At 67.3% G+C, this 24272-nt stretch carries 23 protein-coding genes; 16 read left to right on the forward strand and 7 right to left on the reverse strand.

Annotated features, from left to right (window positions below):
* The first annotated feature begins 31 nt into the window (after positions 1-31).
* The 9 genes from BGO82_RS08065 (at position 32) to BGO82_RS08105 (ending at position 9581) form a co-directional block, all read left to right on the forward strand.
* Complete coding sequence (locus BGO82_RS08065; RefSeq protein ID WP_291305045.1) at positions 32-2368, forward strand: SPOR domain-containing protein; 2337 nt, start codon at positions 32-34, stop codon at positions 2366-2368.
* A gap of 212 nt (positions 2369-2580) precedes the next feature.
* Positions 2581-3321 carry a ScpA family protein gene (locus BGO82_RS08070; RefSeq protein ID WP_291305694.1) on the forward strand — a complete coding sequence of 247 codons (741 nt, stop codon included), beginning with the start codon at positions 2581-2583 and terminating at the stop codon, positions 3319-3321.
* Positions 3321-4046 carry an SMC-Scp complex subunit ScpB gene (gene scpB, locus BGO82_RS08075; RefSeq protein ID WP_291305046.1) on the forward strand — a complete coding sequence of 242 codons (726 nt, stop codon included), beginning with the start codon at positions 3321-3323 and terminating at the stop codon, positions 4044-4046. The genes BGO82_RS08070 and scpB overlap by 1 nt, the downstream gene beginning before the upstream one ends.
* A 94-nt stretch (positions 4047-4140) precedes the next feature.
* Entirely contained in the window at positions 4141-4356 is a 216-nt protein-coding gene (locus BGO82_RS08080; RefSeq protein ID WP_291305047.1) for a twin-arginine translocase TatA/TatE family subunit, read from the forward strand.
* A 37-nt stretch (positions 4357-4393) separates the two neighbouring features.
* Positions 4394-5038 carry a Sec-independent protein translocase protein TatB gene (gene tatB, locus BGO82_RS08085; RefSeq protein WP_291305048.1) on the forward strand — a complete coding sequence of 215 codons (645 nt, stop codon included), beginning with the start codon at positions 4394-4396 and terminating at the stop codon, positions 5036-5038.
* Positions 5035-5838, forward strand: a complete 804-nt coding sequence (gene tatC / locus BGO82_RS08090) for a twin-arginine translocase subunit TatC (RefSeq protein ID WP_291305049.1) — start codon at positions 5035-5037, stop codon at positions 5836-5838. The genes tatB and tatC overlap by 4 nt, the downstream gene beginning before the upstream one ends.
* Positions 5839-6013: 175 nt before the next feature.
* Positions 6014-7342 (forward strand): serine--tRNA ligase, encoded by a 1329-nt coding sequence (gene serS, locus BGO82_RS08095; RefSeq protein WP_291305050.1) that lies wholly within the window; start codon positions 6014-6016, stop codon positions 7340-7342.
* Entirely contained in the window at positions 7339-8103 is a 765-nt protein-coding gene (locus BGO82_RS08100; protein ID WP_291305051.1) for a 5'/3'-nucleotidase SurE, read from the forward strand. The genes serS and BGO82_RS08100 overlap by 4 nt, the downstream gene beginning before the upstream one ends.
* 293 nt (positions 8104-8396) lie before the next feature.
* Positions 8397-9581 carry a M23 family metallopeptidase gene (locus BGO82_RS08105; protein ID WP_291305052.1) on the forward strand — a complete coding sequence of 395 codons (1185 nt, stop codon included), beginning with the start codon at positions 8397-8399 and terminating at the stop codon, positions 9579-9581.
* Positions 9582-9668: 87 nt separating this feature from the next.
* Here the strand turns inward: BGO82_RS08105 and BGO82_RS08110 are convergent, their stop codons facing one another.
* Positions 9669-10535 (reverse strand): ATP-binding protein, encoded by an 867-nt coding sequence (locus BGO82_RS08110; RefSeq protein ID WP_291305053.1) that lies wholly within the window; start codon positions 10533-10535, stop codon positions 9669-9671.
* A gap of 182 nt (positions 10536-10717) precedes the next feature.
* Here BGO82_RS08110 and yajC point away from each other — a divergent pair, with 182 nt between their 5' ends.
* From yajC to BGO82_RS08130, 4 genes are read left to right on the forward strand one after another with little or no spacing between them, the layout of a single operon-like run.
* Positions 10718-11074 carry a preprotein translocase subunit YajC gene (gene yajC, locus BGO82_RS08115; protein WP_291305054.1) on the forward strand — a complete coding sequence of 119 codons (357 nt, stop codon included), beginning with the start codon at positions 10718-10720 and terminating at the stop codon, positions 11072-11074.
* 26 nt (positions 11075-11100) lie between these two features.
* A complete protein-coding gene (gene secD, locus BGO82_RS08120; RefSeq protein WP_291305055.1) occupies positions 11101-13668 on the forward strand; it encodes a protein translocase subunit SecD in 2568 nt (855 codons plus the stop codon).
* Positions 13669-14058 carry an MTH938/NDUFAF3 family protein gene (locus tag BGO82_RS08125; protein ID WP_291305056.1) on the forward strand — a complete coding sequence of 130 codons (390 nt, stop codon included), beginning with the start codon at positions 13669-13671 and terminating at the stop codon, positions 14056-14058. It abuts the gene before it with no gap.
* Positions 14055-14894 (forward strand): phytoene/squalene synthase family protein, encoded by an 840-nt coding sequence (locus tag BGO82_RS08130; RefSeq protein ID WP_291305057.1) that lies wholly within the window; start codon positions 14055-14057, stop codon positions 14892-14894. Before BGO82_RS08125 ends, BGO82_RS08130 begins: the two co-directional genes overlap by 4 nt.
* Before the next feature lie 4 nt (positions 14895-14898).
* Here the strand turns inward: BGO82_RS08130 and trmFO are convergent, their stop codons facing one another.
* Positions 14899-16284 (reverse strand): methylenetetrahydrofolate--tRNA-(uracil(54)-C(5))-methyltransferase (FADH(2)-oxidizing) TrmFO, encoded by a 1386-nt coding sequence (gene trmFO / locus BGO82_RS08135; RefSeq protein ID WP_291305058.1) that lies wholly within the window; start codon positions 16282-16284, stop codon positions 14899-14901.
* A 55-nt stretch (positions 16285-16339) separates the two neighbouring features.
* Between trmFO and BGO82_RS08140 the strand changes: the two genes are divergently transcribed.
* Entirely contained in the window at positions 16340-16981 is a 642-nt protein-coding gene (locus BGO82_RS08140; RefSeq protein ID WP_291305695.1) for a glutathione S-transferase family protein, read from the forward strand.
* A gap of 92 nt (positions 16982-17073) precedes the next feature.
* Here the strand turns inward: BGO82_RS08140 and BGO82_RS08145 are convergent, their stop codons facing one another.
* The 3 genes from BGO82_RS08145 to uvrA all read right to left on the reverse strand — a co-directional run bounded on the left by BGO82_RS08145 (position 17074) and on the right by uvrA (position 21486).
* Complete coding sequence (locus BGO82_RS08145; RefSeq protein ID WP_291305059.1) at positions 17074-17223, reverse strand: DUF1127 domain-containing protein; 150 nt, start codon at positions 17221-17223, stop codon at positions 17074-17076.
* Between the two features lie 547 nt (positions 17224-17770).
* Entirely contained in the window at positions 17771-18487 is a 717-nt protein-coding gene (locus tag BGO82_RS08150; RefSeq protein WP_291305060.1) for a cysteine hydrolase, read from the reverse strand.
* An 86-nt stretch (positions 18488-18573) separates the two neighbouring features.
* Positions 18574-21486: an excinuclease ABC subunit UvrA gene (gene uvrA, locus BGO82_RS08155; RefSeq protein ID WP_291305061.1), complete on the reverse strand. Its 2913-nt coding sequence runs from the start codon at positions 21484-21486 to the stop codon at positions 18574-18576.
* A gap of 278 nt (positions 21487-21764) precedes the next feature.
* On the opposite strand from uvrA, the gene BGO82_RS08160 reads away from it, so the two are divergent.
* Positions 21765-22019: a GlsB/YeaQ/YmgE family stress response membrane protein gene (locus tag BGO82_RS08160; RefSeq protein ID WP_291305062.1), complete on the forward strand. Its 255-nt coding sequence runs from the start codon at positions 21765-21767 to the stop codon at positions 22017-22019.
* A gap of 27 nt (positions 22020-22046) precedes the next feature.
* Positions 22047-22634 carry a YidB family protein gene (locus tag BGO82_RS08165; RefSeq protein WP_291305063.1) on the forward strand — a complete coding sequence of 196 codons (588 nt, stop codon included), beginning with the start codon at positions 22047-22049 and terminating at the stop codon, positions 22632-22634.
* A gap of 76 nt (positions 22635-22710) precedes the next feature.
* On the opposite strand, the gene BGO82_RS08170 is transcribed toward BGO82_RS08165, so the two are convergent.
* Together BGO82_RS08170 and BGO82_RS08175 are read right to left on the reverse strand one after the other, a co-directional pair.
* Positions 22711-22884: a DUF1328 domain-containing protein gene (locus BGO82_RS08170; protein ID WP_291305064.1), complete on the reverse strand. Its 174-nt coding sequence runs from the start codon at positions 22882-22884 to the stop codon at positions 22711-22713.
* Positions 22885-22947: 63 nt separating this feature from the next.
* Positions 22948-24168 (reverse strand): alkane 1-monooxygenase, encoded by a 1221-nt coding sequence (locus BGO82_RS08175; RefSeq protein ID WP_291305065.1) that lies wholly within the window; start codon positions 24166-24168, stop codon positions 22948-22950.
* Positions 24169-24272: the final 104 nt, after the last annotated feature.

A 24272-nucleotide genomic window follows, 5' to 3' on the forward strand; every position in this document is an offset into this window, starting at 1 on the left:
GCCGCCGCAACCAGCCGCACCGGCGGCCGCGATGCCCGTTCGCATTCCCGGCATGGACCCGATTCCGCCGAAGCCGGCCGCGCCCGCTCCGGCGCCGCAGGCCGAGGCGCCCCGGGCGCCCGCCACCGGCACCATCCGCATTCCCGGCATGGACCAGCCGGCGCCGGTGTCGGCCAGCGCCCCGGTGAGCAAGTTCGATTTCGGCAAGCCGGTCAGCGCCGCCACGCCGATCCGGCAGGAGCCGCTGTCGACGCTGTCGGAGCGTCTTGCCGCGCACGATCCGGTGCCGCCGCAGCCGGCGCCCTCGGCCCGCATCCCCTCGAGCCTGACCCCGGTCAGCGAAAACCGCTCCTTCGCCGAAGGTCCGGCGCTGTCCGTCGCCAAGCCGGAACCGACGCCCGCCGCGCCGGCCACCGGCAGCGATTTCCATTTCGATTTCGGGTTCGCGCAGAACCCGCCGGCGTCCTCGACGCCGCCGCGCGCCATCCCGCCCCAGGCGCAGCCCGGGCCGCCGCCGATGGTCAACCGGCCCGCCGCCGACGATCCGATCGCGGCGCTGATCGAAGCCGACATGGAGGACGAGGAGCCCGAGACCGCGGGCGACGCCGACGAGGGCGAGCCCGAGCACCTCGACGCTGCTCCCGAGGCATCCCGCCCGCAGGTGGTGACGCCGATCCGTCCCGTCACGGCCGCCCCGGCCAAGCCGAGCATCACGCCGGTCACGCCCGGCGCGGCGCGGCCGGCCGCCAGCACGCCGATCCCGCTGAAGCCGGTCAGCGTGGCGCCGCGTCCGCCCGAGAGCGACCGCTTCGCCATTTCGCCCGGCGTCGGGCTCAACATGAAGCCGCAGCCCGGCCAGCCGCTGGCGGTCCCGCAGCAGCGGGCGCCCGAGCCGAAGCCGCCCACCGACGAGTCCGATCCGATGAGCGAGATCGAGAGCCTGATCGGCGAGGCGGTCCGCGTCGAGCTCGCGCCCGGTCCGGTGCGCGTGCAGGCCCCGCAACCGGTGGCGCCGCAGGTGTCGCTGGAGCCCGAGGACGAGCTCGAAGACGAGATCGCGGCCCATCCCGAGCCGGCGCCGCCGGCCGCTCCGGTGGTGCCGCCGCTGACCACGCAATTTGCGCCGCGCCGCGCCAATCTCAAGGACGATACCGCCGCCCGTTCGGCCGAGGACGCCATTCTCGCGGCTGCCGCCGCGTCGGGCGCCGAAGTGGATCGGGTCGAGCCGAGCATCGGCGACGAGAGCCCGTATCGCCGCCTGAAGGTGAAGCCGCAGCGCAGCGGCTTCTTTTCGGGCGGGGTCAGGCAATATGTCGGCATGGCTGTCGCCGGCACGCTGCTGCTGGCGGCCGGTCTCGGCCTCTATTGGGTGCTGAACATGGGCCGGCTGGGCGGCAACACCGGCGCCACGGCGCCGCAGCTCACGGCCGACACCACTCCGGTCAAGGAAGTGCCGGCCACCACCGGCAAGCCGGTGACGGACGCGGCCAAATCGCCGGTTCTCGCCAAGATGGACAACGCCACGCCGACGCCGAGCAGCGAGCAATTGGTGTCGACCGATCAGGCGACCGCCAGCGTCACGCGCGACGTGACGCCGGTCGCCAGCGACAACGACAACGGCCTTGCCAACCGCAAGGTGCGGACCGTGACGGTGCGTCCGGACGGCACCATCGTTTCGGGCGACGACGCCGTCGCCGGCGGCGAGGAGCTGCCGGTCGACCGGCCGAACGTGCCCTCGGTCCCGAGCGCCGAATCCACCAATCTGCTGGGCAATGACAGCCCCACGGCCGCGGCCAGCGCGCCGGCGCTGTCGCCGTCGACGCAGCCGCTGGCGCCGTCCACGTCCGACAGCACGCAGGTGGCGGACGTCGCGCCGGTGATCGATCCGACCGCCGTCGCTCCGGTGCCGATGCAGTTCCCGGTGCATGCAGCGGCCAGCGCCAGCCAGCCGCGCTCCACCGCGCCCGCCAATTCGAGCGTCAACGCCCTGGTCGGGGCGCAGACGCCCAACGGCCAGATCGATCTGCTCGGCGGCACGCCGGCCTCCAGCGCCACGCGGCAGGTTGCCGCGGCGACGCCGTCGCCGGCCAGGACTTCCGCGGCCAGCGACGATGGCGGCGGTGCTGCGGCCTATGTCCAGCTCAGCTCGCAGCCGAGCCAGGCGGATGCGCAGGCGTCGGCCCGCTCGATGACCTCGAAATACGGCGCGCTGTTCGGCGGCGGCAAGCTGGTGATCCAGCAGGTCGATCTCGGCCAGAAGGGCGTGCGCTGGCGCGTCCGGCTGCCGACCTCGTCGCTCACCGACGCCACCAGCATCTGCGCCCAGATCAAGGCGCAGGGCGGCGACTGCTTCGCCACCAACGGCTGAGCCGCATAGAAGATACCCACAGCAACATTCCCGCTCCGGCGGGAATGCCTGTTTCCTGCGGGCTGAAGCTCGGGTAACGGAGAATCGGCCGTTTTCCGGCGCAGCCCCTAGGCTGGCGCTTTCCGTGACGCGTGTGGACCCGACGCTTGACCGCTGACCAGACATCCGAGTGGCTCGAAGCCGCGCAGGCGGCGCCGTCCGGCGACGAGGTCATGTATGTCGACGTCGGCGGCTATGAAGGGCCGCTCGACCTGCTGCTCGATCTGGCGCGGCGGCAGAAGGTCGATCTCAGCCAGATTTCCGTGCTGGCGCTGGCCGAGCAATATCTGGGCTTCATCGAGACGGTGCGCGAAAAGCGCATCGAGATCGCCGCCGACTATCTCGTGATGGCGGCCTGGCTGGCCTACCTCAAGAGCCGGCTGATGGTGCCGCAGGCCGCTTCCGACGACGAGCCGACCGGCGAGATGATGGCGGCGCTGCTGCAGTTCCGGCTGAAGCGGCTCGAGGCCATGCGGCTCGCGGCGCAGCGGCTGATGAACCGGCCGCTGCTGGGCGCCGGCGTTTTCGTGCGCGGCGCGCCCGAGCCCATCACCATCCACCGCAAGGCGCTGTGGGAAGCCTCGCTGTTCGACCTGCTCAAGGCCTACGCCGTGCAGCGCGAGCGCGGCATCCCCACCGACTACACGCCGTTCGAGCGCCACGTCTGGTCGCTGCAGGACGCGCGCGACATCCTCAACCGCCTGATCGGCGACAACATGGACTGGGTGCCGCTCGACGCCTACCTCGTCGAGTACCTGGCGACGCCGGAGGAGCGCACCACGGCGCTCGCCTCGACCTTTGCCTCCAGCCTTGAACTGGTCCGGCTGGGACAGGTAGAATTGCAACAATCGCTGGCCTTCGGGCCGCTGCTCGTGCGCCGCCGCAAGAGCGACCATTCCCCGACCGAGAATTGATGTCCGACCCATCCAACGCGCCCGATCCCGAATCGGACCTCGAGACCGACGCGGCGCCCGCCGTCGAAACCGGACCGAGCGAGCATCCCGAGCTCGCCGACAAATCGCTGCGCATCCTCGAGGCGCTGCTGTTCGCCTCGGCCGAGCCGCTGAGCGTCGCCGAGCTCGCGCCGCAGCTGGGCGAGGGCGTCGACGTCGAGGCGCTGCTGCTCCGGCTGGCCGAGGACTATCGGCCGCGCGGCGTCAATCTGGTGCGCCGCGCCGACAAATGGGCGTTCCGCACTGCCGAGGACCTCGGCTACCTGCTGCGCCGCGAGCAGACCGACAACAAGCCGCTGAGCCGCGCGGCGCTCGAAACGCTCGCCATCATCGCCTACCACCAGCCGGCGACGCGCGCCGAGGTGGAGGAGGTGCGGGGCGTCGCCACCGGCAAGGGGACGCTCGACCTGCTGATGGAGGCAGGCTGGATTCGCATGCGCGGCCGCCGCCGCACGCCGGGCCGGCCGGTCACCTACGGCACCACGGAAGCGTTCCTCGATCATTTCAGCCTCGAATCGCTGGCCGATCTGCCCGGTCTCGAAGAGTTGAAGGGCGCCGGCCTGCTCAGCAACCGGCTGCCGCCCAACATGCAGATTCCGCTGCCCTTCGACGGCCCGCTGCGCGAGGACGAGGATCCGCTCGATCCCGACGACACCGAGGGCCAGGACGAGCCGGGCGAGGAGTAACCCTGCGGCAAATCCCATCCTTGTGTTCGGCGCGCTTTGAACCTATTTCTGGGCCTCCGGCGTAACTGAACTCTCCGCGTGAAAGGAACTCTCGATGCACGGTCCAGGACTTTGGGGCATCATTATCGTTGCCGTCGTGGTCGTCGTGCTCTTCGGCCGCGGCAAGATTTCCGGTGTGATGGGTGAATTCGCGTCGGGCATCAAAGCGTTCCAGAAGGGAATGCGCGACGAGCCCGAGACGACGAGCACCACCGCCCAGGTGCAGGCTCCCCCGGTTTCCGCCCCGGCCGAAAAAGCCAAGGACGCCTGAGCGGCGGGTCTCCGCCGTCCTCTGACAGGATAGACTGATGTTCGGTGTCGGCTGGACTGAGATGCTGGTGATCGGCGTCGTGGCGCTGGTCGTCATCGGGCCGAAGGACATGCCGGTGGTGATGAACCGGCTGGGCAAGGTCGTGGCCAGCATCCGGCGCATGGGCAGCGAGTTCCAGCGCGAGCTCAACAAGACCACCGGCCTCGACCAGATCACCGACCTTCGCCGCTCGATCACCGAGCCGCTGAAGCAGACGGCGCAGGAAATCACTCGCGAATTCAACCGCACCACCGAGAGTGGGTCGGTGGTGCCGTCCGGGGCCATCGCGCCCAAGGATCCGGCGGCCGAGAGCGTGGTCGCCGAAATCCACGAAAAGACCGGCATGAGCCCGGCCGGGCCGGGCAGCATCGCCCCGCCGGTGCCCGCTATGGCGGCCAGGGCCGGCGAGCCGCCGGCCGCGGTCGAGAGCCCGGCGCCGGTCGAGGCGATCGCCGCGGCCAAGCCGAAGGCGCCGCGCAAGCCGCGGGCCAGGAAGGCGCCGGCCGCCGCTGCGGCCGAGCCGGTGCAGAAGGTCGCCGAAACGCCGGCCTCCAAGCCCGCCGCCGCTGCTCCAGCCAAGCCGAAAAAGCCGGCCGCGCCGCGCAAGCCGCGCACGCCCAAGCCGAAGGCCGACGCGTCATGACCGCCACCGCGCTGCCGCCGCCCGACGCCGACGAGGACGAGCTCAAGGGCTCGGAAGCGCCGCTGCTCGAGCATCTGATCGAGCTCAGGAAGCGGCTGATCTACTCGCTCGCCGCCGTGGTGGTGCTGTTCATCCTCTGCTTCATCGTCGCCAAGCCGATCTACGACATTCTGGTGCAGCCCTTCATCTGGGCCGGCGGCAAGAACATGATCTATACGGCGCCGCAGGAGTTCTTCTTCACGCAGATGAACGTGGCGCTGTTCGGGGCGCTGTTCTTCGCGTTCCCCATCATCGCCGGGCAGATCTACGCCTTCGTCGCCCCGGGCCTCTACAAGCGCGAGCGCCGCGCCTTCATTCCCTATCTGGTGGCGACGCCGGTGTTCTTCCTGCTCGGGGCGGTGCTGGTCTATTTCGTCGTCGCGCCGATGGCGCTGCATTTCTTCTTGGGCATGCAGCAGACCACGGGCGACGTGCAGATCGAGATGCAGACGCGCGTCAGCGAATATCTGGGGTTCATCATGACCCTGATCATCGCCTTCGGCATCTGCTTTCAGTTGCCGGTGATCCTGACGCTGCTGGCGCGCATCGAGCTGGTCAACTCCAAGCAGCTCGGCAAGGGCCGCAAATACGCCATCGTCGGCATCCTGGCCATCGCGGCGCTGCTCAGCCCGCCCGACCCGATCAGCCAGATCGGCCTCTCCATCCCGATGTACGCCCTCTACGAATTCTCCATCTTCGCCGTCCGCTGGGTGGAAAAGCAGCGTGCCCAGCGCGACGCCGCGGAGGCGGCGAAGGCGTAGCTTTCAGTCGGGACTCCTCTCCCGTTTACGGGGGAGGGGGACCACGCGAAGCGTGGTGGAGGGGGCGGCCCCACGCTCGGTGCAAGCGGCCGCCCCCTTCCGACGGCTCGCCGCCCCTCTTGCCATCGGTGCGCCTCTCCCGCAAAAGAAGCCCTCATTTCTCGGGACTTTCGTCATGCTCGACATCAACTGGATCAGGGCCAACGCCGCGGCCGTCGACGCGGCTTTGCACGACCGCCGGAACGTGCCCTTTTCCGCCGCCGAGCTGATCGCCCTCGACGATGCCCGCAAAACCGTCATCACCCGCCTCGAAGAGGCGCAGGCGAGCCGCAACGCGCTGAGCAAGCAGATCGGCCAGGCCAAGGCGCAGAAGGACGAGGCGAAAGCCCAGGCGCTGCTGGACGAGGTCGGCAAGCTCAAGGACTCGATCCAGGCCGGCGACGCCGAGCGGCGCGAGGCCGAGGACAGGCTGCGCAACGCCCTGCTGGTGATGCCGAACCTGCCGCGGGACGAGGTGCCGCGCGGCGCCGACGAGAGCGCCAACGTCGAGTATTTCGGCCGCAACGGCAACGCCGCCACCGCCGCCAAGGCGCGCCCGCCGAAACCAAGCTTTTCGTTCAAGCCGAAGGAGCACTACGAGACCGGCGAAGCGCTCGGCATGATGGATTTCGAGACCGCCGCCAAGATTTCCGGTGCCCGCTTCACCATCCTCAAGAGCCAGCTCGCGCGCATGGAGCGGGCGCTGGGCCAGTTCATGCTCGACCTGCATGTCGACCAGCACGGCTACATCGAGGTCGAGCCGCCGGTGCTGGTCAAGGACGACGCGCTCTACGGCACCGGCCAATTGCCGAAATTCGCCGATGATCTGTTCTTCACGCCGCACGGCGATGGCCGGCTGGCCCTCATCCCCACCGCCGAAGTGCCGCTCACCAACCTCGTACGCGAGTCGATCCAGCGCGAGGAGGATTTGCCGCTGCGCTTCACCGCGCTCACCCCGTGCTTCCGCTCGGAGGCGGGCAGCGCCGGGCGCGACACGCGCGGCATGCTGCGCCAGCACCAGTTCGACAAGGTCGAGCTGGTGTCGATCACCACGCCCGAGCAGTCGGCCGACGAACTCGAGCGCATGCTCGGCTGTGCCGAGGCGGTGCTGCAGAAGCTAGGCCTGCACTACCGGGTGATGACGCTGTCGACCGGCGACATGGGGTTCGGAGCGCAGAAGACCTACGACATCGAGGTCTGGCTGCCCGGCCAGGACAGTTACCGCGAAATCTCGTCCTGCTCGGTCTGCGGCGATTTCCAGGCGCGCCGCATGGAGGCGCGGGTCAAGGGCAAGGACGGCAAGATCAGGCACGTGCATACGCTCAACGGCTCGGCGCTGGCGGTCGGCCGGACGCTGATCGCGGTGATGGAGAATTATCAGCAGGCGGACGGCTCGATCGCCGTGCCCGAGGTGCTGCAGCCCTACATGAACGGCTTGACGGTCGTCGCGGCCGCCGGCAAATGAGCCTGCGTATCCTCCTCACCAATGACGACGGCGTCGACGCGCCCGGCCTCGCCGTGCTCGAGGCGATCGCCCGGTCGCTCAGCGACGACGTCTGGGTGTGCGCCCCGGACGGCAACCAGTCGGGCGCCGCGCACCGCTTCACCTTCGGCCGCGAGCTCGAGCTGATCGAGAAGCGCCCGCGGGTCTTCGCCATCCCCGGCGGCTCGCCGGCCGACTGCGTCGTCACCGGAATGACGTTCCTGCTCAAGGACCATCCCGCCGATCTGGTGCTGTCGGGGGTCAACAACGGCCAGAATCTGGGCGACATCATCAACTGCTCCGGCACCGCCGCCGGGGCCCGCGAGGGCGCGCTGCAGGGCGCCATCGGCATCGCCATGAGCCAGGGCGTCGACTACGAGGTGGGCGCCGCCGTCGATTGGGCGGTGTCCCGCCGTCTCGGCGCCAGGGTGGTCGAGCGCATCCAGGCCGGCGCGCGGCCGGGCGTGTGGTTCAACGTCAATTTCCCGTTCTGCCCGGTCGACGAGGTCACCGGCATCCGCGTGGTGCCGACGCAGCGCTTCAGGCGCTCGCCGATGAGGTATTTTCCCTCGGACAATCCGGGCAAATTCTTCATCGCCATCCCGGAAACGCCGAAGCCGCTCGACCCCAGCCACGATTTCCACCTGCTGATGCACGGCAACGCCATCACCGTGACGCCGGTGTCGCTGCAGGCGACCGATATCGATCTGGCCACCGCGCTCGACGGCACCATCGCCCTGTAGCCGCGCCGAAGTTCCGCGCATCTTGCCCCCCGCAAGGGGGAAGGGAGCCCGGCTGCACCATCCGGGCCCGCCGGTCCTGCGCCTCCCTCCCCCTTGCGGGGAGGGACCGAGGGTGGGGGCCGCAACCACCGGCCCCTCCACCCCGCCCCCGTCGAAACGCCGCTCCGGCTTAACCCTAACCGCCGCTGAATCCGCCGCGCGGCGGTCGCCGCAAAACGCAAGCGCCTTAAACTCGTCTTTACCTAAAATGCCTATCGTCGGTCCATCGAATGGGTTGCGTACGAGTTGGACTGATGAGTAATCGTGTTGCCGGTCAGGCGCTCAGGATCGCCGCGTTCGCCGGTGTGGCGTTGGCCGCGACGTCGCTCGCAGGCTGTTCGTCGCTGGGCCTCGGCATGGGGGGCGGCGATGTCACCGCCTCGACCGGCCCGACGAATGCGATCGGCGGGCAGCAGGCCATGCCGACGGCGCTCTCACCCATCTCGCCCAAGACGCAGGTCGCCATGGGCCCCTACGTTCCGCCCGAAGATATTTCCGGTGGCTCCGGTGGCCTCGTCACCGGCAGCGCGCCCGTTGCCGCGGGATACACCTCGTCCGCCTTGCCGCCTCTTACAGGATCGAAACCGATGTCAGCCCAGCCCCAGCTTGCCAATCCGGCTCCGGCGCCCAAGCTCGCTTCGCTGGGCACGCCGCAATCGTCCAGCTCGAACCTGAACGTGGTTCCAGCCAACGCTTACGCCCACACGATCGAGAGTGGAGAGTCGCTCTACACCATTGCGCGCAAATACAACGTCACCGCGCAGGCGATCATGCAGGCCAACAGCATCACCTCGCCCGAAAAGATCTATGTCGGCCAGAAGGTGATCATTCCGGGCCGCGCCGATCTCGCCAAGCAGGTGCCGACCAAGGTTGCGTCGCTGGCGCCGGTGGAAGCGCCGCTCGGCGCCAGGCCGGTCGCGAGTGCCCCCGCCGGCAACAAGACGGCGGCGATCACCAATCCCAAGCTGGTCGATCCCGAAGCCTCGCCGGCCACCGTGCCGGTGCAGCAGGTCGCCACGGCGCAGCCGGCGCCGGTCAAGACCCCGCAGCCCGCCGCGCCGCAGATGTCGGGCGCCGACAAGTTCCGCTGGCCGGTATCGGGCAAGGTCACCACCGATTTCATCGCCTCCAAGGGCACCGGCATCAACATCGATGCGCCCGAGGGCAGCGCCGTCCGCGCCGCCGAGAACGGCACCGTCATCTATGTCGGCTCGGGGGTCGAGGGCTATGGCAACCTCATCCTGATCCGCCACCCCAATGGCTACGTGTCCGCCTATGCGCACCTCAAGGCGACCGGCGTCAGCAAGGGGCAGACGGTCAGCCGCGGCGACAATATCGGCTCGGTCGGCATGACCGGCTCGGTGAGCCGCCCGCAGCTCCATTTCGAGCTCCGCCAGGGCGCCACGCCGGTCGATCCGGTGCCGCTGCTGGCCGGCTGATGCTCGGCAAATGGTGAATGGTAAGACGGGGCTTCGGCCCCGTTTCCTTTACCATTCACCATTCACCATTCACCATTCACCATTCACTCACACCGCCTTGCCCATTTCGCCCGCCAGCGCCCGCACGAACTGGATGGCGACGCGGCCGGACCGGGCGCCGCGGGTCTGGGCCCATTCGATGGCCCGGGCATTCAGGGTCGCATCGTCGATCTCGAGCCCGTAGGCGTCGCAATAGCCGCGGATCATGCTGAGGAAGGTCGGCTGGTCGCAATTGTGGAAGCCGAGCCACAGCCCGAAGCGGTCCGACAGCGACACCTTCTCCTCGATCGCCTCGCCGGGGTTGATCGCCGTCGCGCGCTCGTTGTCGATCATGTCGCGCGGCATCATGTGGCGGCGGTTGGAGGTGGCGTAGAACAGGGCGTTGTCCGGTCGGCCTTCGAGTCCGCCGTCGAGGATGGCCTTGAGCGATTTGTAGCTGGTCTCGTCCTTGTCGAAGCTCAGATCGTCGCAGAACACGATGAAGCGGGCGTCCTCGGCGGCGATCATGCGCATCAGCCGGGGCAGGGACTCGATGTCCTCGCGCGAGATCTCGATCAGGATCAGCCGTTGCGCGAGATAACCTGACACTTCTGCATGGACGGCCTTGACCAGCGAGCTTTTGCCCATGCCGCGGGCGCCCCAGAGCAGCGCGTTATTGGCGCCGTAACCCTTTGCAAACTGTAGTGTATTTGCAAGCAGCGTGTCGCGCACGCTGTCGATTCCCTTGAGCAGGCCGAACGGCACCCGCGCCACCTTGGGCACCGGGATCAGATGGTTCTCCGCCGCCTCCCAATGGTACGCATCCTCCGCTCCGAGCAGGGGCCGCGCCGCCTCCGGCGCGGGCGCCATCGCCTCCAGCCGGTCGGCGATACGCTGCAGCGACGCGGCAATCTGCGTGAGGGTGTCGTCAGGCATTTCGGAAAATCCTGCGTCGAAATGGCCTCGGCGGCACTTCGAACGGCTTTGCATTGAATCGGTGCGGACTATATAGTCCGCGCGCTTTTGACCGGATGGATTGTTCCATTGCCGGAAACGCAGCCTATATGCGATCAACCGCGGCGTTTTGACAAGCCGACAACCCATCTGAGGAGTACACCATGTTCGTGACACCCGCTCTCGCGCAGAGCACCGGTGCCCCTGCCGCTGGCGCAGGCGGAATGAGCGACCTGCTCATCCAGTTCGCCCCGATCCTGCTGCTGGTCGTGATCTTCTGGCTGCTGATCTTCCGGCCGCAGCAGAAGCGCATGAAGGCGCAGCAGGCGATGCTTTCCTCGATCTCGCGCGGCGACACGGTGGTGACCACGGGCGGCATCGTCGGCAAGGTGACCAAGGCGGTCGATGGCGAGGACCTCGAGGTGGAGATCTCGCAGGGGGTGCGGGTCAAGCTGACGCGCAGTTCGGTCGCCGACGTGCGCAACCGCGCCAACCCGGTCAACGACAACAAAGCCTCCTGATCCGCCAGTAAGGACGACGTCCCAGCATGTTGCAGTTCTCGCCCATCCGCACCGCGATCATTCTCTTCGTCGCCGTGCTGGGCATCGTCTTTGCGATCCCCAATTTCTTCCCCAAGGAGACCACCGCGACCTGGCCGGGCTGGCTGCCGCACAACGGCATGACGCTCGGCCTCGACCTGCAGGGCGGGTCCTACCTGCTGCTGCAGGTCAACCAGCAATCGGTGGTCACCGAGCGGCTGAAGACGCTGCGCCGTGACGCCCGGCAACTGCTCGCCGGCGAGAATGGCATCGGCAACATCATCACCACCACGGACAAGGGGCTCACCATCGAGCTCACCGATCCGACGCAGAAGGCGGCGGCGCAGGCGGCGCTGCAGAAGCTGCAGACCGGCAACGGCATTCTCGGCGTCGGCGGCACGCAGGAGCTCGAATTCGGCGAGACGCCGGACGGCAAGCTCACCGTCACGCTCAGCGACGCCGGCATCAAGGACCGCATGTCGTCGCTGATCGCGCAGTCGATCGAAGTCATCCGCAAGCGTATCGACGAAGTCGGCACCACCGAGCCGATCATCCAGCGGCAGGGTACCGACCGCGTGCTGGTGCAGGTCCCCGGCTTCAACGACTCGCAGCACCTCAAGGAGCTGATCTCCAAGACGGCGCGGCTCGAATTCCACCTCGTCAATCCGACGATGACGGCCGAGCAGGCCAAGGTGCAGGGCATTCCGCCCGGCTACGAGATCGTGCCGAGCGCCGAGGGCGCCGCGGGCCCGCCCGAAGAGCTGATCAACGAAAATGTCGAGCTCGGCGGCGAAGACCTGACCAACGCCCAGCCCGGCTTCGATCAGCAGACCGGCCGCTCGGTGGTGAGTTTCAGCTTCAACACCCACGGCGCCATCGTGTTCGGCGAGATCACCTCCAAGAACGTCGGCAAGCGCTTTGCCATCGTGCTCGACAACCAGGTGATCACTGCGCCGACCATCCAGCAGCCGATCACCGGCGGTTCGGGGCAGATCACCGGCAATTTCACGCCGCAGAGCGCCAACGACCTGGCCGTGCTGCTGCGCGCCGGCGCGCTGCCGGCCACCCTCGATGTCGCCGAAGAGCGCAGCGTCGGTCCGAGCCTCGGCGCGGATTCGATCCATGCCGGCGTCACCGCGGGCGTGGTCGCGGCCATTCTGGTGGTGACCTTCATGGTTGTCGCCTACGGGCTGTTCGGCTTCTTTGCCGACATCTCGCTGGTGCTCAACATCGTCCTCATCGTCGGGTCGCTGTCGTTGCTCGGCTCGACGCTGACGCTGCCCGGCATCGCCGGCATCGTGCTCACCATCGGCATGTCGGTGGACGCCAACGTGCTGATCTACGAGCGCATCCGCGAAGAGCTGAAGGCGGGTAAGTCGATCCTCGCGGCGATCGACGCCGGCTTCCGGCGCGCCTGGGGCACGATCATCGATTCCCACCTGACCCAGCTCATCGCGGCCGTCGTGCTGTACTTCCTGGGCTCGGGTCCGGTGCAGGGCTTCGCCGTAACGCTGGCGCTCGGCATCCTGACCTCGCTGTTCACCTCCTACACGGTGACGCTCTACTTCGTCGGCGCCTGGTATCGCTGGCGCCGGCCCAAGACCATCAAGATCCAGGTCTTCCGCTTCATTCCGGACGGCACCAAGGTGCCGTTCATGAAGATTTCGCACTACGCGATCGTCTTCTCGGTGATCATCTCGCTGCTGGCGATCGGCTCGGCCTTCACCAAGGGCTTCAACCTCGGCATCGACTTCATCGGCGGCTCGGCCATCGAGCTGCAGAAGAGCGGCGATGGCGACGCCGATCCGGGCAAGATTCGCGAAGACCTCGCGGGGCTCGGACTGGGCGACATCCAGGTGCAGCAGTTCGGCACGCCCAAGGACGTGCTGGTGCGCGTGCAGACGCAGCCGGGCGGCGACGCGGCGCAGCAGGCCGCGGTCAACAAGGTGACGGCGGCGCTCGAAAGCGACCAGTATTCCATCCGCCGTGTCGAGACGGTGGGGCCGCAGGTCTCGGGCGAGCTCACCACCAAGGGCGTGATCGCCGTGCTGGTCGCGCTGGTTGCGATCCTGATCTATGTCTGGTTCCGCTTCGAGTGGCAGTTTGCGCTCGCCGCCATCACCACCACGACGCACGACGTGATCATGACCATCGGGCTGTTCTCGGTGGCGGGGCTCGAATTCAACACCTCGTCCATCGCGGCGGTACTGACGCTGGTCGGCCTCAGTCTCAACGAAACTGTGGTGATCTCCGACCGCATTCGCGAGAATTTGCGAAAATACAAGAAGATGTCGCTGCCCGAGCTGATCGATCTCAGCATCAATCAGACTATCGTGCGCACGTCGCTGACGCAGTTCACCATTCTCTTGGCGCTGTTCCCGCTGGTGTTCTTCGGCGGTGAATCGATCCGCGGCTTCACCATCGCTATGACCTTCGGGTCGATCTTCGGCATGTATTCGTCGGTGTTCATCGGCGGTCCGATCCTGATCTATTTCGGGCTCAAGGCGCGCGGTGACACGCCGGCCGACAGTAAGGCGGCGAAGATTCCGAAGCGCGCCGACGGCGCCGCCGTCTAGATGGCCGAGCCGGGGCAGGGGTTCTACCCGTACCAGGCGGTGATCGAGGGCTATGGTAATGGCGGCTTCCGCTTTGCCGGCATGAGCCACCGCGGCTCGCTGCTCTGCCTGCCCACCGGCATGCATGCCTGGGAAGCGACGAGCGCGGCGGAAATCAGCCGCGCCAATCTGCAGCCGGTGTTCGCTGCCGCCGACCAGATCGACGTACTGCTGGTGGGGCTGGGCATGGACATCGCCGGGTTCGACAAGTCGATCAGGCAGGCGCTGCGGGAGCGCAACATCATCGTCGAGGCGATCGCCACCGGCGGGGCTGTCCGCACCTACAACATCCTGCTGGGCGAGAACCGGGCGGTCGGCGCGGCGCTGATCGCCGTCGAGTCGTCGCGGTGACGCAAGAGAGCGCTGCCTACGCGACGCGCTACCTGCGCGACATCGACCGCGACCGCTATCTCGCGACGCTGGTGCTGCCGTCCAGGGAGCGCGAGGCGATCACTGCGCTCTACGCCTTCAACGCCGACATCGCCTCGGTGCGCGAGCGGGCGCGCGAACCGGCGGCCGGCGAAATCCGCCTGCAATGGTGGGCCGACGCGCTTGCCGGCAAGGGGCACGGCAATGTGCGGCAGAACCCCCTGGCCGACGCGCTGCTGTCGGTGATCGCCGACTATAGCCTGCCGACGCCGCCGCTGACGCGGATGATCACGGCCCGCCGCTTCGACCTCTACCAGGATCCGATGCCCGACATGGCCAGCTTCGAGGGCTATGCTGGCGAGACGGTGTCGGCGCTCTACCAGCTCGGAGCAATGATCCTCAATGGCGGCGCGCCGGTCGAGACGGGCGACGCGGCCGGGCATATGGGCGTTGCCCATGCGCTGATCGGGCATCTGCGGGCGTTCGGCTACAATGCGAGCCAGGGACGCATCTTCCTGCCGTGGGAGGTGTTCGAGATCTGCGGCGTCAAGGAAAGCGAGGTGCTCGCCGGCCAGGCGTCGGACGGGCTCGCCGTGGCGCTCACCAAGCTCAGCGAGACCGCCGCCGAGCACCTGCGCAAGGCCGATGCCGGGACCGCGGCGCTGCCGCGGCCGCTGCGCGCCGTATTTGCACCGCGCGCCGTGCTCGGGCTGCAGCTTCGGCGTGTAGACCCCGACGCCCCATTCGTCCGTACCGACGATCTCGCCGACTGGCGGAAGATCGCCGCGCTGGGCTGGTGGAAGCTGCGCAACGGTTGAGCGGTCAGGCCCAGGCGGCGATGTCCGCCAGCGCCCGGTCGCTCATTGCCTTGCGCTTGGCCAGCGTCTTCTCCGTGGCCTTCCAGCGTCCGACGAGACCTTCCGGCTTCTTCACCGTCACCGGCGGCAGCAGGCCGAAATTGACGTTCATCGGCTGGAAGCTGCGCGGCCCCGGCTCGCCCTCGGCTGCCAGATGGCCACCGAGGATGTGGTCGAAGAGACCGCCCAGTGCCGTGGTCGGCCCCGGCGCCTCGAGCCGTTCGCCGCGCGCTTCGGCCGCCGCCATGCGTCCGGCGACGAGGCCGATCGCCGTGCTCTCGACATAGCCTTCGACGCCGGTGATCTGGCCGGCGAAGCGCAGCCGTGGCTCGGCCTTGAGCCGAAGCTGGCGGTCGAGCACCTTGGGCGAGTTGAGGAAGGTGTTGTGGTGAAGGCCGCCGAGCCGCGCGAACTGCGCGTGCTCCAGCCCCGGAATGAGCCGGAAGATTTCGGCCTGGCCGCGATATTTGAGCTTGGTCTGGAAGCCGACCATGTTCCACAGCGTGCCCAGCGCATTGTCCTGCCGAAGCTGCACGACGGCGTAGGGTTTGACCGTCGGGTTGCGCGGATTGGTGAGGCCGACGGGCTTCAGCGGCCCGTAGCGCAGCGTCTCTCGGCCCCGCTCGGCCATCACCTCGACCGGTAGGCAGCCGTCGAAATAGGGCACATTCTCCCATTGGTGGTAGACGTGCTTCTCGCCGGCCAGCAGCGCATCGACGAAGCGGTTGTACTGCGTTTCGTCCAGCGGGCAGTTGAGATAGTCCTGCCCGGTGCCGCCGGGCCCGACCTTGTCGTAGCGCGACTGTTTCCAGGCGATGTCCATGTCGATCGACTCGCCATGCACGATCGGCGCGATGGCGTCGAAGAAGGCCAGCTCCGCCTCGCCGGTCAGGCCCTGGATCGCCTCGGCCAGCGGCCGCGAGGTGAGCGGGCCGGTGGCGATGATGACATTGGTCCAGTCGGGGGGCGGCAGGCCGGCGACCTCGCCGAATTCGACGGTGATGTTGGGGTGGCCACGGACCGCCGCGGTGACGGCATCGGAAAATCCCACCCGGTCGACCGCGAGCGCCCCGCCCGCGGGCAGTTTGTGGGCGTCGGCCAGGCGCATGATCAGCGAGCCGCAGCGCCGCAGTTCCTCGTGCAGCAGGCCGACGGCATTGTGCTCATGGTCGTCGGAACGGAAGGAGTTGGAGCACACCAGCTCGGCGAACCCGCCCGTGAGGTGCGCCTCGGTCAGCTTGTGCGGCCGCATTTCGTGCAGCACGACCTGCGTGCCCGCCTCGGCGGCTTGCCAGGCGGCTTCGGAGCCGGCGAGGCCGGCCCCCACAATATGTATGGGTTGATCGGACATGGCGGCCGTCCTAACAGCCAGTCGGTATGGTCGCAACGGGAGGATTATCGTGGCGATGACGCTATGGGGACGCGAGACGTCCGCCAATGTCCAGAAGGTACGCTGGGCGCTCGCCGAGATCGGGCAGGACTACGAGCACATCCCGCTCGGCGGCAAATATGGCGGCACCCGCACGCCGGAATATCTGGCGCTCAACCCCAACGGGCTGGTGCCGACGCTGCGCGACGGCGATCTCGTCCTGTGGGAGAGCCACGCCATCGTGCGCTATCTCGCGGCGCGCTACAGCCCCGGCCGGTTGTGGCCGGACGATCCGGTCGCCCGCGCCGATTGCGATCGCTGGACGGACTGGACGGCGACGACCTTCCAGCCGGCCTGGATCGACTTGTTCTGGAGGTTCTACCGCACGGCGCCGGAGCAGCGCGACGAGAGCGCCATCGCCAAGGGCGTTGCGGCCACCGGGAGCTGTCTCGGGATCATGAACGGGCAGCTCAAGCGCACCCGATTCCTTGCCGGCGATCATCTTACCTATGCCGATATCGTCGCCGGCACGGCGATGTACCGCCTGACCACCATGGATCTCGACATGGCCCTGCCGGACAACGTCGCGCGGTGGCACGGCGAACTCAGGGCGCGGGCGCCGTATCGGCTGGGGGTCGAGGTGGATTATTCGGAGCTGGCCGGACGAAGCTCGGCCTGATCGCGGGGCCGGGCCCCGGAATCAAAACGCTCGCTACCTTGAGGGAAGCGAGCGTTCGGATCGTGGCCACCTGGCGGCTCTGCGCCGAGACCTTAGAGGGTCTGCGCATGATTGCGCGCGATCTTCTGGATGTCGGCGCGACTGATGCCGAGGTCGTTGAGCTGACGGTTGTCGAGAGCGGTGAGCTCACGGACGGTCTGCTGATATGCGGCCCACTTCTTGAACGTCTGACGAATACCCATTTCATTTCTCCTTCTGCTAGCGGCCGGATGCTTCCTGCTCGCTACGGTGCTGAGATAGTGCCGATCGCGGAGTCTGAGCAGTGGGTGATTGGTCAGAACAGCGGTACCAAAAACGCATAGCTCTTTTCGGCGTCGTTCATCGGGAATTAAGAGATTGCCGAGCTAACAGGTCGGCTTTTCCGCCCGATGGATCGGTCAGCACTGCCGATCGAACAGGCTGCGGGTCATTTTCGGGAAATCCGGTGCCGAAATGCCAAGGCTGTCGACGTTTCGCCGTGGCGGCGCGCCGATTTCCCGCCGCGTCGGGCGTGGATCGATGAGGCGCTGCTGGCGCCAGACGGCTCGAACGAACATCGCAATCACCCTTCGGAGCGGTGGCAGGGCAGCCGAACATTGTGCGATTTGCCGCCGCGGTCCATGGGCGAGATGGCAGTTGCGCCATGCGAAATGCGCATGGCAAGCGTCATACGGGCGACATCTTGTCCGTGCGAGCTATGCAAAATACGGTGCAGGTATGGCCCCGCGGGACGCAAAGTCGCCGCAAGACTTACTCGGCGGCCGCGCGGCGCGGCGCCAGGGCCTCGATCAGCGCGTTGGAGTCGCTGATCCAGCCGAACAGCAGCTCGATGGTCAGCAGGCTCGCCTCGTGGTTGGTGCGCGCCGTGTCCCAGGCGATCGGCTCGGCGGTGCAGTCCTCGAGCACGATGCAGCGATAATCGCGGAACATCGCGTCGCGTACCGTCGATTCGACGCAGATGCTGGTGGTGGCACCGGTGATGATCAGCGTATCGACGCCCATCGCCCGGAGCCGCTCGTCGAGATCGGTATGGAAGAAGCCGCTGTAGCGGGCTTTCGGTACGATGGCGTCGCCAGGGTGCGGGGCCAGTTCGGGCAGGATCGCGGTGTTCCAGGTGTCGGCGACCAGCACGCGGCCGGTGCTGCCGTCGGGAGCGGGGAACGCTTTGCCGAGCTGCATGCGCTGATGCTTGATGAAATGCGGCGCCCGGGCCGAGCCGGCATCCGACAGGTCGGCGGCGTGTTGCTGCTTGAGATAGACGACAGGCAGGCCGGCGGCACGTGCCGCGGCCAACACCGCGGCCACCGCCGGAACGATGGCCTGGATCGGCGCGATGTCGATGCCGGCGCGGTCGAACATGCCGCCCCTGCTGCCGAAATCGTGCTGCATATCGACCACGATGACGGCGGTGTGCGCGGTATCGAACTCGATACCCGACGGGCGGGCCGGCAACAGCGTCGATGCCATGGTCTGCTCCTCCTCAGATGTGGAGGGATCATGGGACAGTTGCCGGCGCCGGGCAATCCCGCGGCGGCGGGCCGGTTTCGCGCCGGCTACTCCGCCGCCTGCCGGGCCGGGCGCTTCTGCTTGGCCGGGCGCCGCTCCATGACGTCTCGCAGGAACTTGCCGGTATAGGAGCGCTTGTTCTCGATCATATCCTCGGGCGTGCCGACGCCCACCACCTCGCCGCCGCCGTCGCCGCCTTCGGGACCCATGTCGATGATCCAGTCGGCGGTCTTGATGACTTCGAGGTTGTGCTCGATCACCACCACGGTGTTGCCCTGGTCGACCAACTCGTGCAGCACCTCGAGCAACTTGGCGATGTCGTGGAAGTGCAGGCCCGTGGTCGGCTCGTCCAGCATATAGAGGGTGCGGCCGGTGGCGCGGCGGCTCAATTCCTTGCTGAGCTTGACGCGCTGCGCCTCGCCGCCCGACAGCGTCGTCGCCGGCTGGCCGACCTTGACGTAGCCGAGCCCGACGCGCTGCAAGGTGGCGAATTTCTCGCGGATCGAGGGCACCGCCGCGAAGAACTCGGTCGCTTCGTCGATGGTCATGTCGAGCACGTCGGCGATCGACTTGCCCTTGAACTGCACCTCCAGCGTCTCGCGATTGTAGCGATGACCCTTGCACACCTCGCAGGTCACGTAGACGTCGGGCAGGAAGTGCATCTCGATCTTGATGACTCCGTCGCCCTCGCACTTCTCGCAGCGGCCGCCCTTGACGTTGAAGCTGAAGCGACCTGGACCGTAGCCGCGCGCCTTGGCTTCCGGCAAGCCGGCGAACCATTCGCGCAGCGGCCCGAAGGCGCCGGTGTAGGTCGCCGGGTTGGAACGCGGCGTACGGCCGATCGGGGACTGGTCGATGTCGATGATCTTGTCGAGGAATTCGAGGCCGGTCAGATGACTATGCGGCGCCGGATTGACCCGGGCGCCGTTCAGCCGCCGCGCCATCGCCTGGTACATGGTGTCGATCATCAGCGTCGACTTGCCGCCGCCCGACACGCCGGTGATGGCGACGAACAGGCCGAGCGGCACGTCCACCGAGACGTTCTTGAGGTTATTGCCGGTGGCGCCGTCGAGGTGGATCTTCTTCGACTTGGTGGGCTTGCGCCGTTCCGGCGGGGTCGGGATCTGCAGCTTGCCGCTCAGATACTGGCCGGTGATCGAATTCTTGTTCCGGAGGATGTCCTCGGGGGTGCCTTCGGCGACGATGTGCCCGCCATTGACCCCGGCGCCGGGGCCGATATCGACCACATGGTCGGCGGTAAGAATGGCATCCTCGTCGTGCTCGACCACGATCACGGTATTGCCGATGTCGCGCAGCCGGCGCAGCGTTTCGAGCAGCCGCTCATTGTCGCGCTGGTGCAGGCCGATGGAGGGCTCGTCGAGCACGTAGAGCACCCCGGTCAGTCCCGAGCCGATCTGGCTCGCCAGCCGGATGCGCTGGCTTTCGCCGCCCGACAGCGACCCCGAGCCACGGCTCAGCGTCAGATAGTCGAGGCCGACGTCGTTGAGGAAGCCGAGCCGCTCGCGGATTTCCTTGAACACCCGCTCGCCGATCTGGTTCTGCTGCTTGGTCAGGCGCTTGGGCAGGTCCTTGAACCAGGCCGCCGCGGCGCGGATGGACATGTCTGAGACCTGTCCGACATGCAGCCCGTCGATCTTGACCGCCAGCGCCTCCGGCTTCAGCCGGTAGCCGTTGCAGGCGAGGCAGGGCTTCGAGGACATGTATTTCTCGATTTCCTCGCGCATGCCGGCGCTTTCGGTCTCCTTGTAGCGGCGCTCCAGATTGCCGATCACGCCCTCGAACGCCTTCTTGGTCTTGTAGGTGCGCAAGCCGTCGTCATAGGTGAACTGGATCGGCGTGCTGCCGGTGCCGAACAGCACGGCGTCCTGCACCTGCTTGGGCAACTCTTCCCAGGCCGTGCCGGTCGAGGCGCCGAAATGCTTGGTCACCGCCTGCAGCGTCTGCTGGTAGTAGGGCGCGCTGGTCTTGCTCCAGGGCAGGATGGCGCCGTCGCGCAGCGACAGCGTGACGTCGGGCACGATCAAATCGGGGTCGATCTTCTGCTCGGTGCCTAGCCCGTCGCAGACCGGGCAGGCGCCGAACGGGTTGTTGAACGAGAACAGCCGCGGCTCGATCTCGGGAATGGTGAAGCCCGAGATCGGATCGGCGAATTTCTCGGAAAAGATCAGCCGCTTCGCCTCGCCCTTGTCGTCCTTCTCGTTGGCGAACTCGGCGAAGGCGATGCCGTCGGCCAGCTTCAGCGCTGTCTCGAAGCTCTCGGCGAGGCGCGGCGCGATGTCGGGCCCGACCACGACGCGGTCGACCACCACCTCCACGTCGTGCTTGATCTTCTTGTCGAGATTGGGCGCATCCTCGATGTCCCAGAACTCGCCGTCGATCTTCACGCGCTGGAAGCCCTTGCGCATCAGGTCGTTGAGCTCGCGCTTGTATTCGCCCTTGCGGCCGCGGGCGATCGGGGCGAGCAGATAGAGGCGCGTGCCCTCGGGCTGCGCCATCACCTTGTCGACCATCTGGCTCACGGTCTGGCTCTCGATGGGCAGGCCGGTGACCGGCGAATAGGGGATGCCGACGCGGGCAAACAGCAGCCGCAGATAGTCGTAGATCTCGGTAACGGTGCCGACGGTCGAGCGCGGATTGCGCGACGTGGTCTTCTGCTCGATCGAAATGGCCGGCGACAGCCCGTCGATCTGCTCGACGTCGGGCTTCTGCATCATCTCGAGGAACTGCCGGGCGTAGGCGCTCAGCGACTCCACGTAGCGGCGCTGGCCTTCGGCATAGATCGTGTCGAACGCCAGCGACGACTTGCCCGAGCCGCTGAGCCCCGTCATCACGATCAGCTTGTCGCGGGGCAGCCGCAGGTCGATGTTCTTGAGATTGTGCTCCTTGGCGCCGCGGATCACGATCTCACGGTTCTGGGCGGGGGACGATTTGGCGGGCATCGGGCAATCCATCGGCAGGCGCGGGACCATAGCCGCATGGTCCGTCAGCATCTGTCAGTGTTTCGGGTTCTGGAGAGGCGCAGCCACAGAAATAGGCAGGGCCGACCGCTTCCACAAGCTAACCACGACGCCCCGGGACTGTCATCTCACACCCCGTCGCGCCGGCGAGAACATAAGCGGAACATAAAGGAGTCGGTCAAGCCCTACGGGACCGGCGTGGAACGTTTTCGCGCCGACCGGCATTGAAGCACGTCAACCTACCCCTTCAGGAGCGTCAATTGGGTATTGTCTGGACCATCATCATCGGCGCCATCGCCGGCTTCGTCGCAAAATTCCTCGTCCCGGGACCGAACGAGCCCCGTGGCTTCATCCTCACCACCATCCTCGGCATCGTCGGTGCATTCGTCGCCTCCTATCTCGGGCAGATGCTCGGCTGGTACGCGCCCGGCGAAGGCGCCGGGCTGATCGGCGCCATTGTCGGCGCGGTCATCGTGCTGCTGGTCTGGGGCTTCATCGCGCGGCGTCGCGCGTGATCCGGACATATTTCCAGGGAGAACAAAATGGCGAATAGAGGCATGCCCTCGATGCTGGCGCTGCTCGGCCTGTTGGCCGTGGCCGGTTTCCAGAACCGCGACAAGATCGCCGCGGCGCTCAACAATCTCGGCGGCGGCGCCTCTGGCGGCGGCACGTCCGGCGGCGGCGCGACGGGGCAGGGCGGTGGACTCGGAGGCCTGCTCGGCGGGATCGAGAACGCCGTGACGGGCGCCTCGGGTGCGGCCTCGGGTGCGGCCGCGGGAGCCGGCGCGGCAGGCGGTCTCGGCGAGATCCTGTCGGGGCTCGGCAGCGGCGGCACCGTCACCGGCGGGCTCGGGGACCTGATGAACAGCTTCCGCGATGCCGGACACGGTGCGGTCGCCGATTCCTGGGTGACGCCCGGCGTGCCCACGCAGGGCCTGACCCCGCAACAGGTGGAGCAGGCGGTCGGCGCCGACAATCTGGACCGGCTGACGCAGGCCACCGGGCTGTCGAAGGACGAACTGCTGAAGCGGCTGGCAACCGCGATCCCGCAGACCGTCGATACGCTGACGCCGGGCGGCAATATGCCGACCGAGCAGGAAGCGCGGAAAAACCTCGGCCTACCCTCCTAGGCCCGGCACGAACAGTCTCGACCCGGTGCGGCATCGGCATCCGGGTCGAGACGTCCATCTCAGCGATGTCAGGCCGCTAGAATACGAACTGGCCGATGGCGAGAGCCACGATCAGGGTGATCACCAGCAGCACCACGAAGATGTAGAACAGGATCTTGGCGATCCCGGCGCTTGCGGCGGAGATGCCGGTGAAGCCGAACAGGCCGGCGATGATCGAAATCACGAAAAAGATGAGCGCCCATTTGAGCATGTTGTTGTCTCCACGGCGCGACGCACGCCGTTCCGGATAAACACACGAAGGGCGCAAGCGTTCCTAGGCGCTGTCACCCAGATAGATGCCCTTCTGCTTGAGGTAGGCGACCTCCTCGGGGCTGGCGAGCTCGCGGTCCCAGCGCGCCAGCGATTTGTTGATGTAGCGGAAGAAGGGCGGGCCGAGGAAGGCGTAGAGGATCATCGCCATGTAGCCGCGCGGCAGGGTCACGGCCTGGTCGTCCCGGGACGGCTCGAGCTCCCAGAAGCGCCTTGTGGCGATGGCGTGGTGGTTGGAATGCAGCATCAGGTTGTAGAACATGCCGGTCGATACGCGCCGGTGGCTGTCCCAGCTATGGCGCGCCTCCACCCGGGTACCGGGGATGCGCACCAGGCCGTAATGCTCGATGTAGTTCACCACCTCGAGGTAGATCTTGCCGATGAAGCCGGCATAGGCGGAATAGAGGATGCCGATGGGGCCCAGGAACCAGACGTAGAAGGCGACCACCACCAGCGTCATCAACTGCCCGCGCCAGAAGCGGTTGTTCCAGAGCGTGTTGGGAATGCCCTTGCGCTTCAGCCGTTCGGCCTCGAAGCGCCTGGCGGCGAGCCACTGGCCGATGGTCGAGGAAAACACGAAGTGGACGATGTACTGGCCGCGGCGCGCCGTCGCCGGGTCGAGCTCGGTGCCGACATTGCGGTGGTGGCCGTGCACGTGCTCGATGGAAAAGCCGGTGTCCCAGGTGAAGGCCAGCAGCCAGCGGCCGACCAGGCGGTCGAACGGCTTGTCGGTGCGGTGCACGAGTTCATGAGCCACGTTCACGCCGGCGGCGCCGTAATACATGCCGAGGCTGGCCCAGGCGCCCGGCCCGATGAGGCCGCTCATCGTGGCGGTGGCGGCGCGGGCGCCGACCGGGTCGATGCCGAGGGCCCGCGACAGCGCGTCCATCACCGGGATGCCGGTGGCCGAGGTGACGTTGAGCGTCACCAGCGTGGTGAAAATGATCAGCGGCAGCGTCAGGAACAGCATGAGCTGGCAGTACCAGACCGGCGGCATCGCCTCCTTGTCGCCGGCATCGCCGAACAGCTCGTCGACGAAGCCGATGAGCACGAAGGACAGAAGCATGCCGGTCCAGGTCCAGCCGCCGCCCAGCGCCATGGCGTAGGTGCCCACGAGGATGAAGATGTTCATCATCGAGTAGCGCACGGTGTTGGCGGCGCGCGTCGCCAGCAGCGAGTTCATCAGGCGCGGCGGCGGGGCGGCGGAGTCGTCTTGCGTCGTCAAAGCTGACTCGTGGTCTCGGGTTTTCGTGCTTGAAACTATTGTATCGACTCGCAGTTCTCAATGCACGGCGAATGCGGCGAAAACGTTGGCCCCGGCTTGAGAAC

This window comes from Devosia sp. 67-54 (assembly GCF_001899075.1).
In the GTDB taxonomy this organism is placed as follows: domain Bacteria; phylum Pseudomonadota; class Alphaproteobacteria; order Rhizobiales; family Devosiaceae; genus Devosia_A.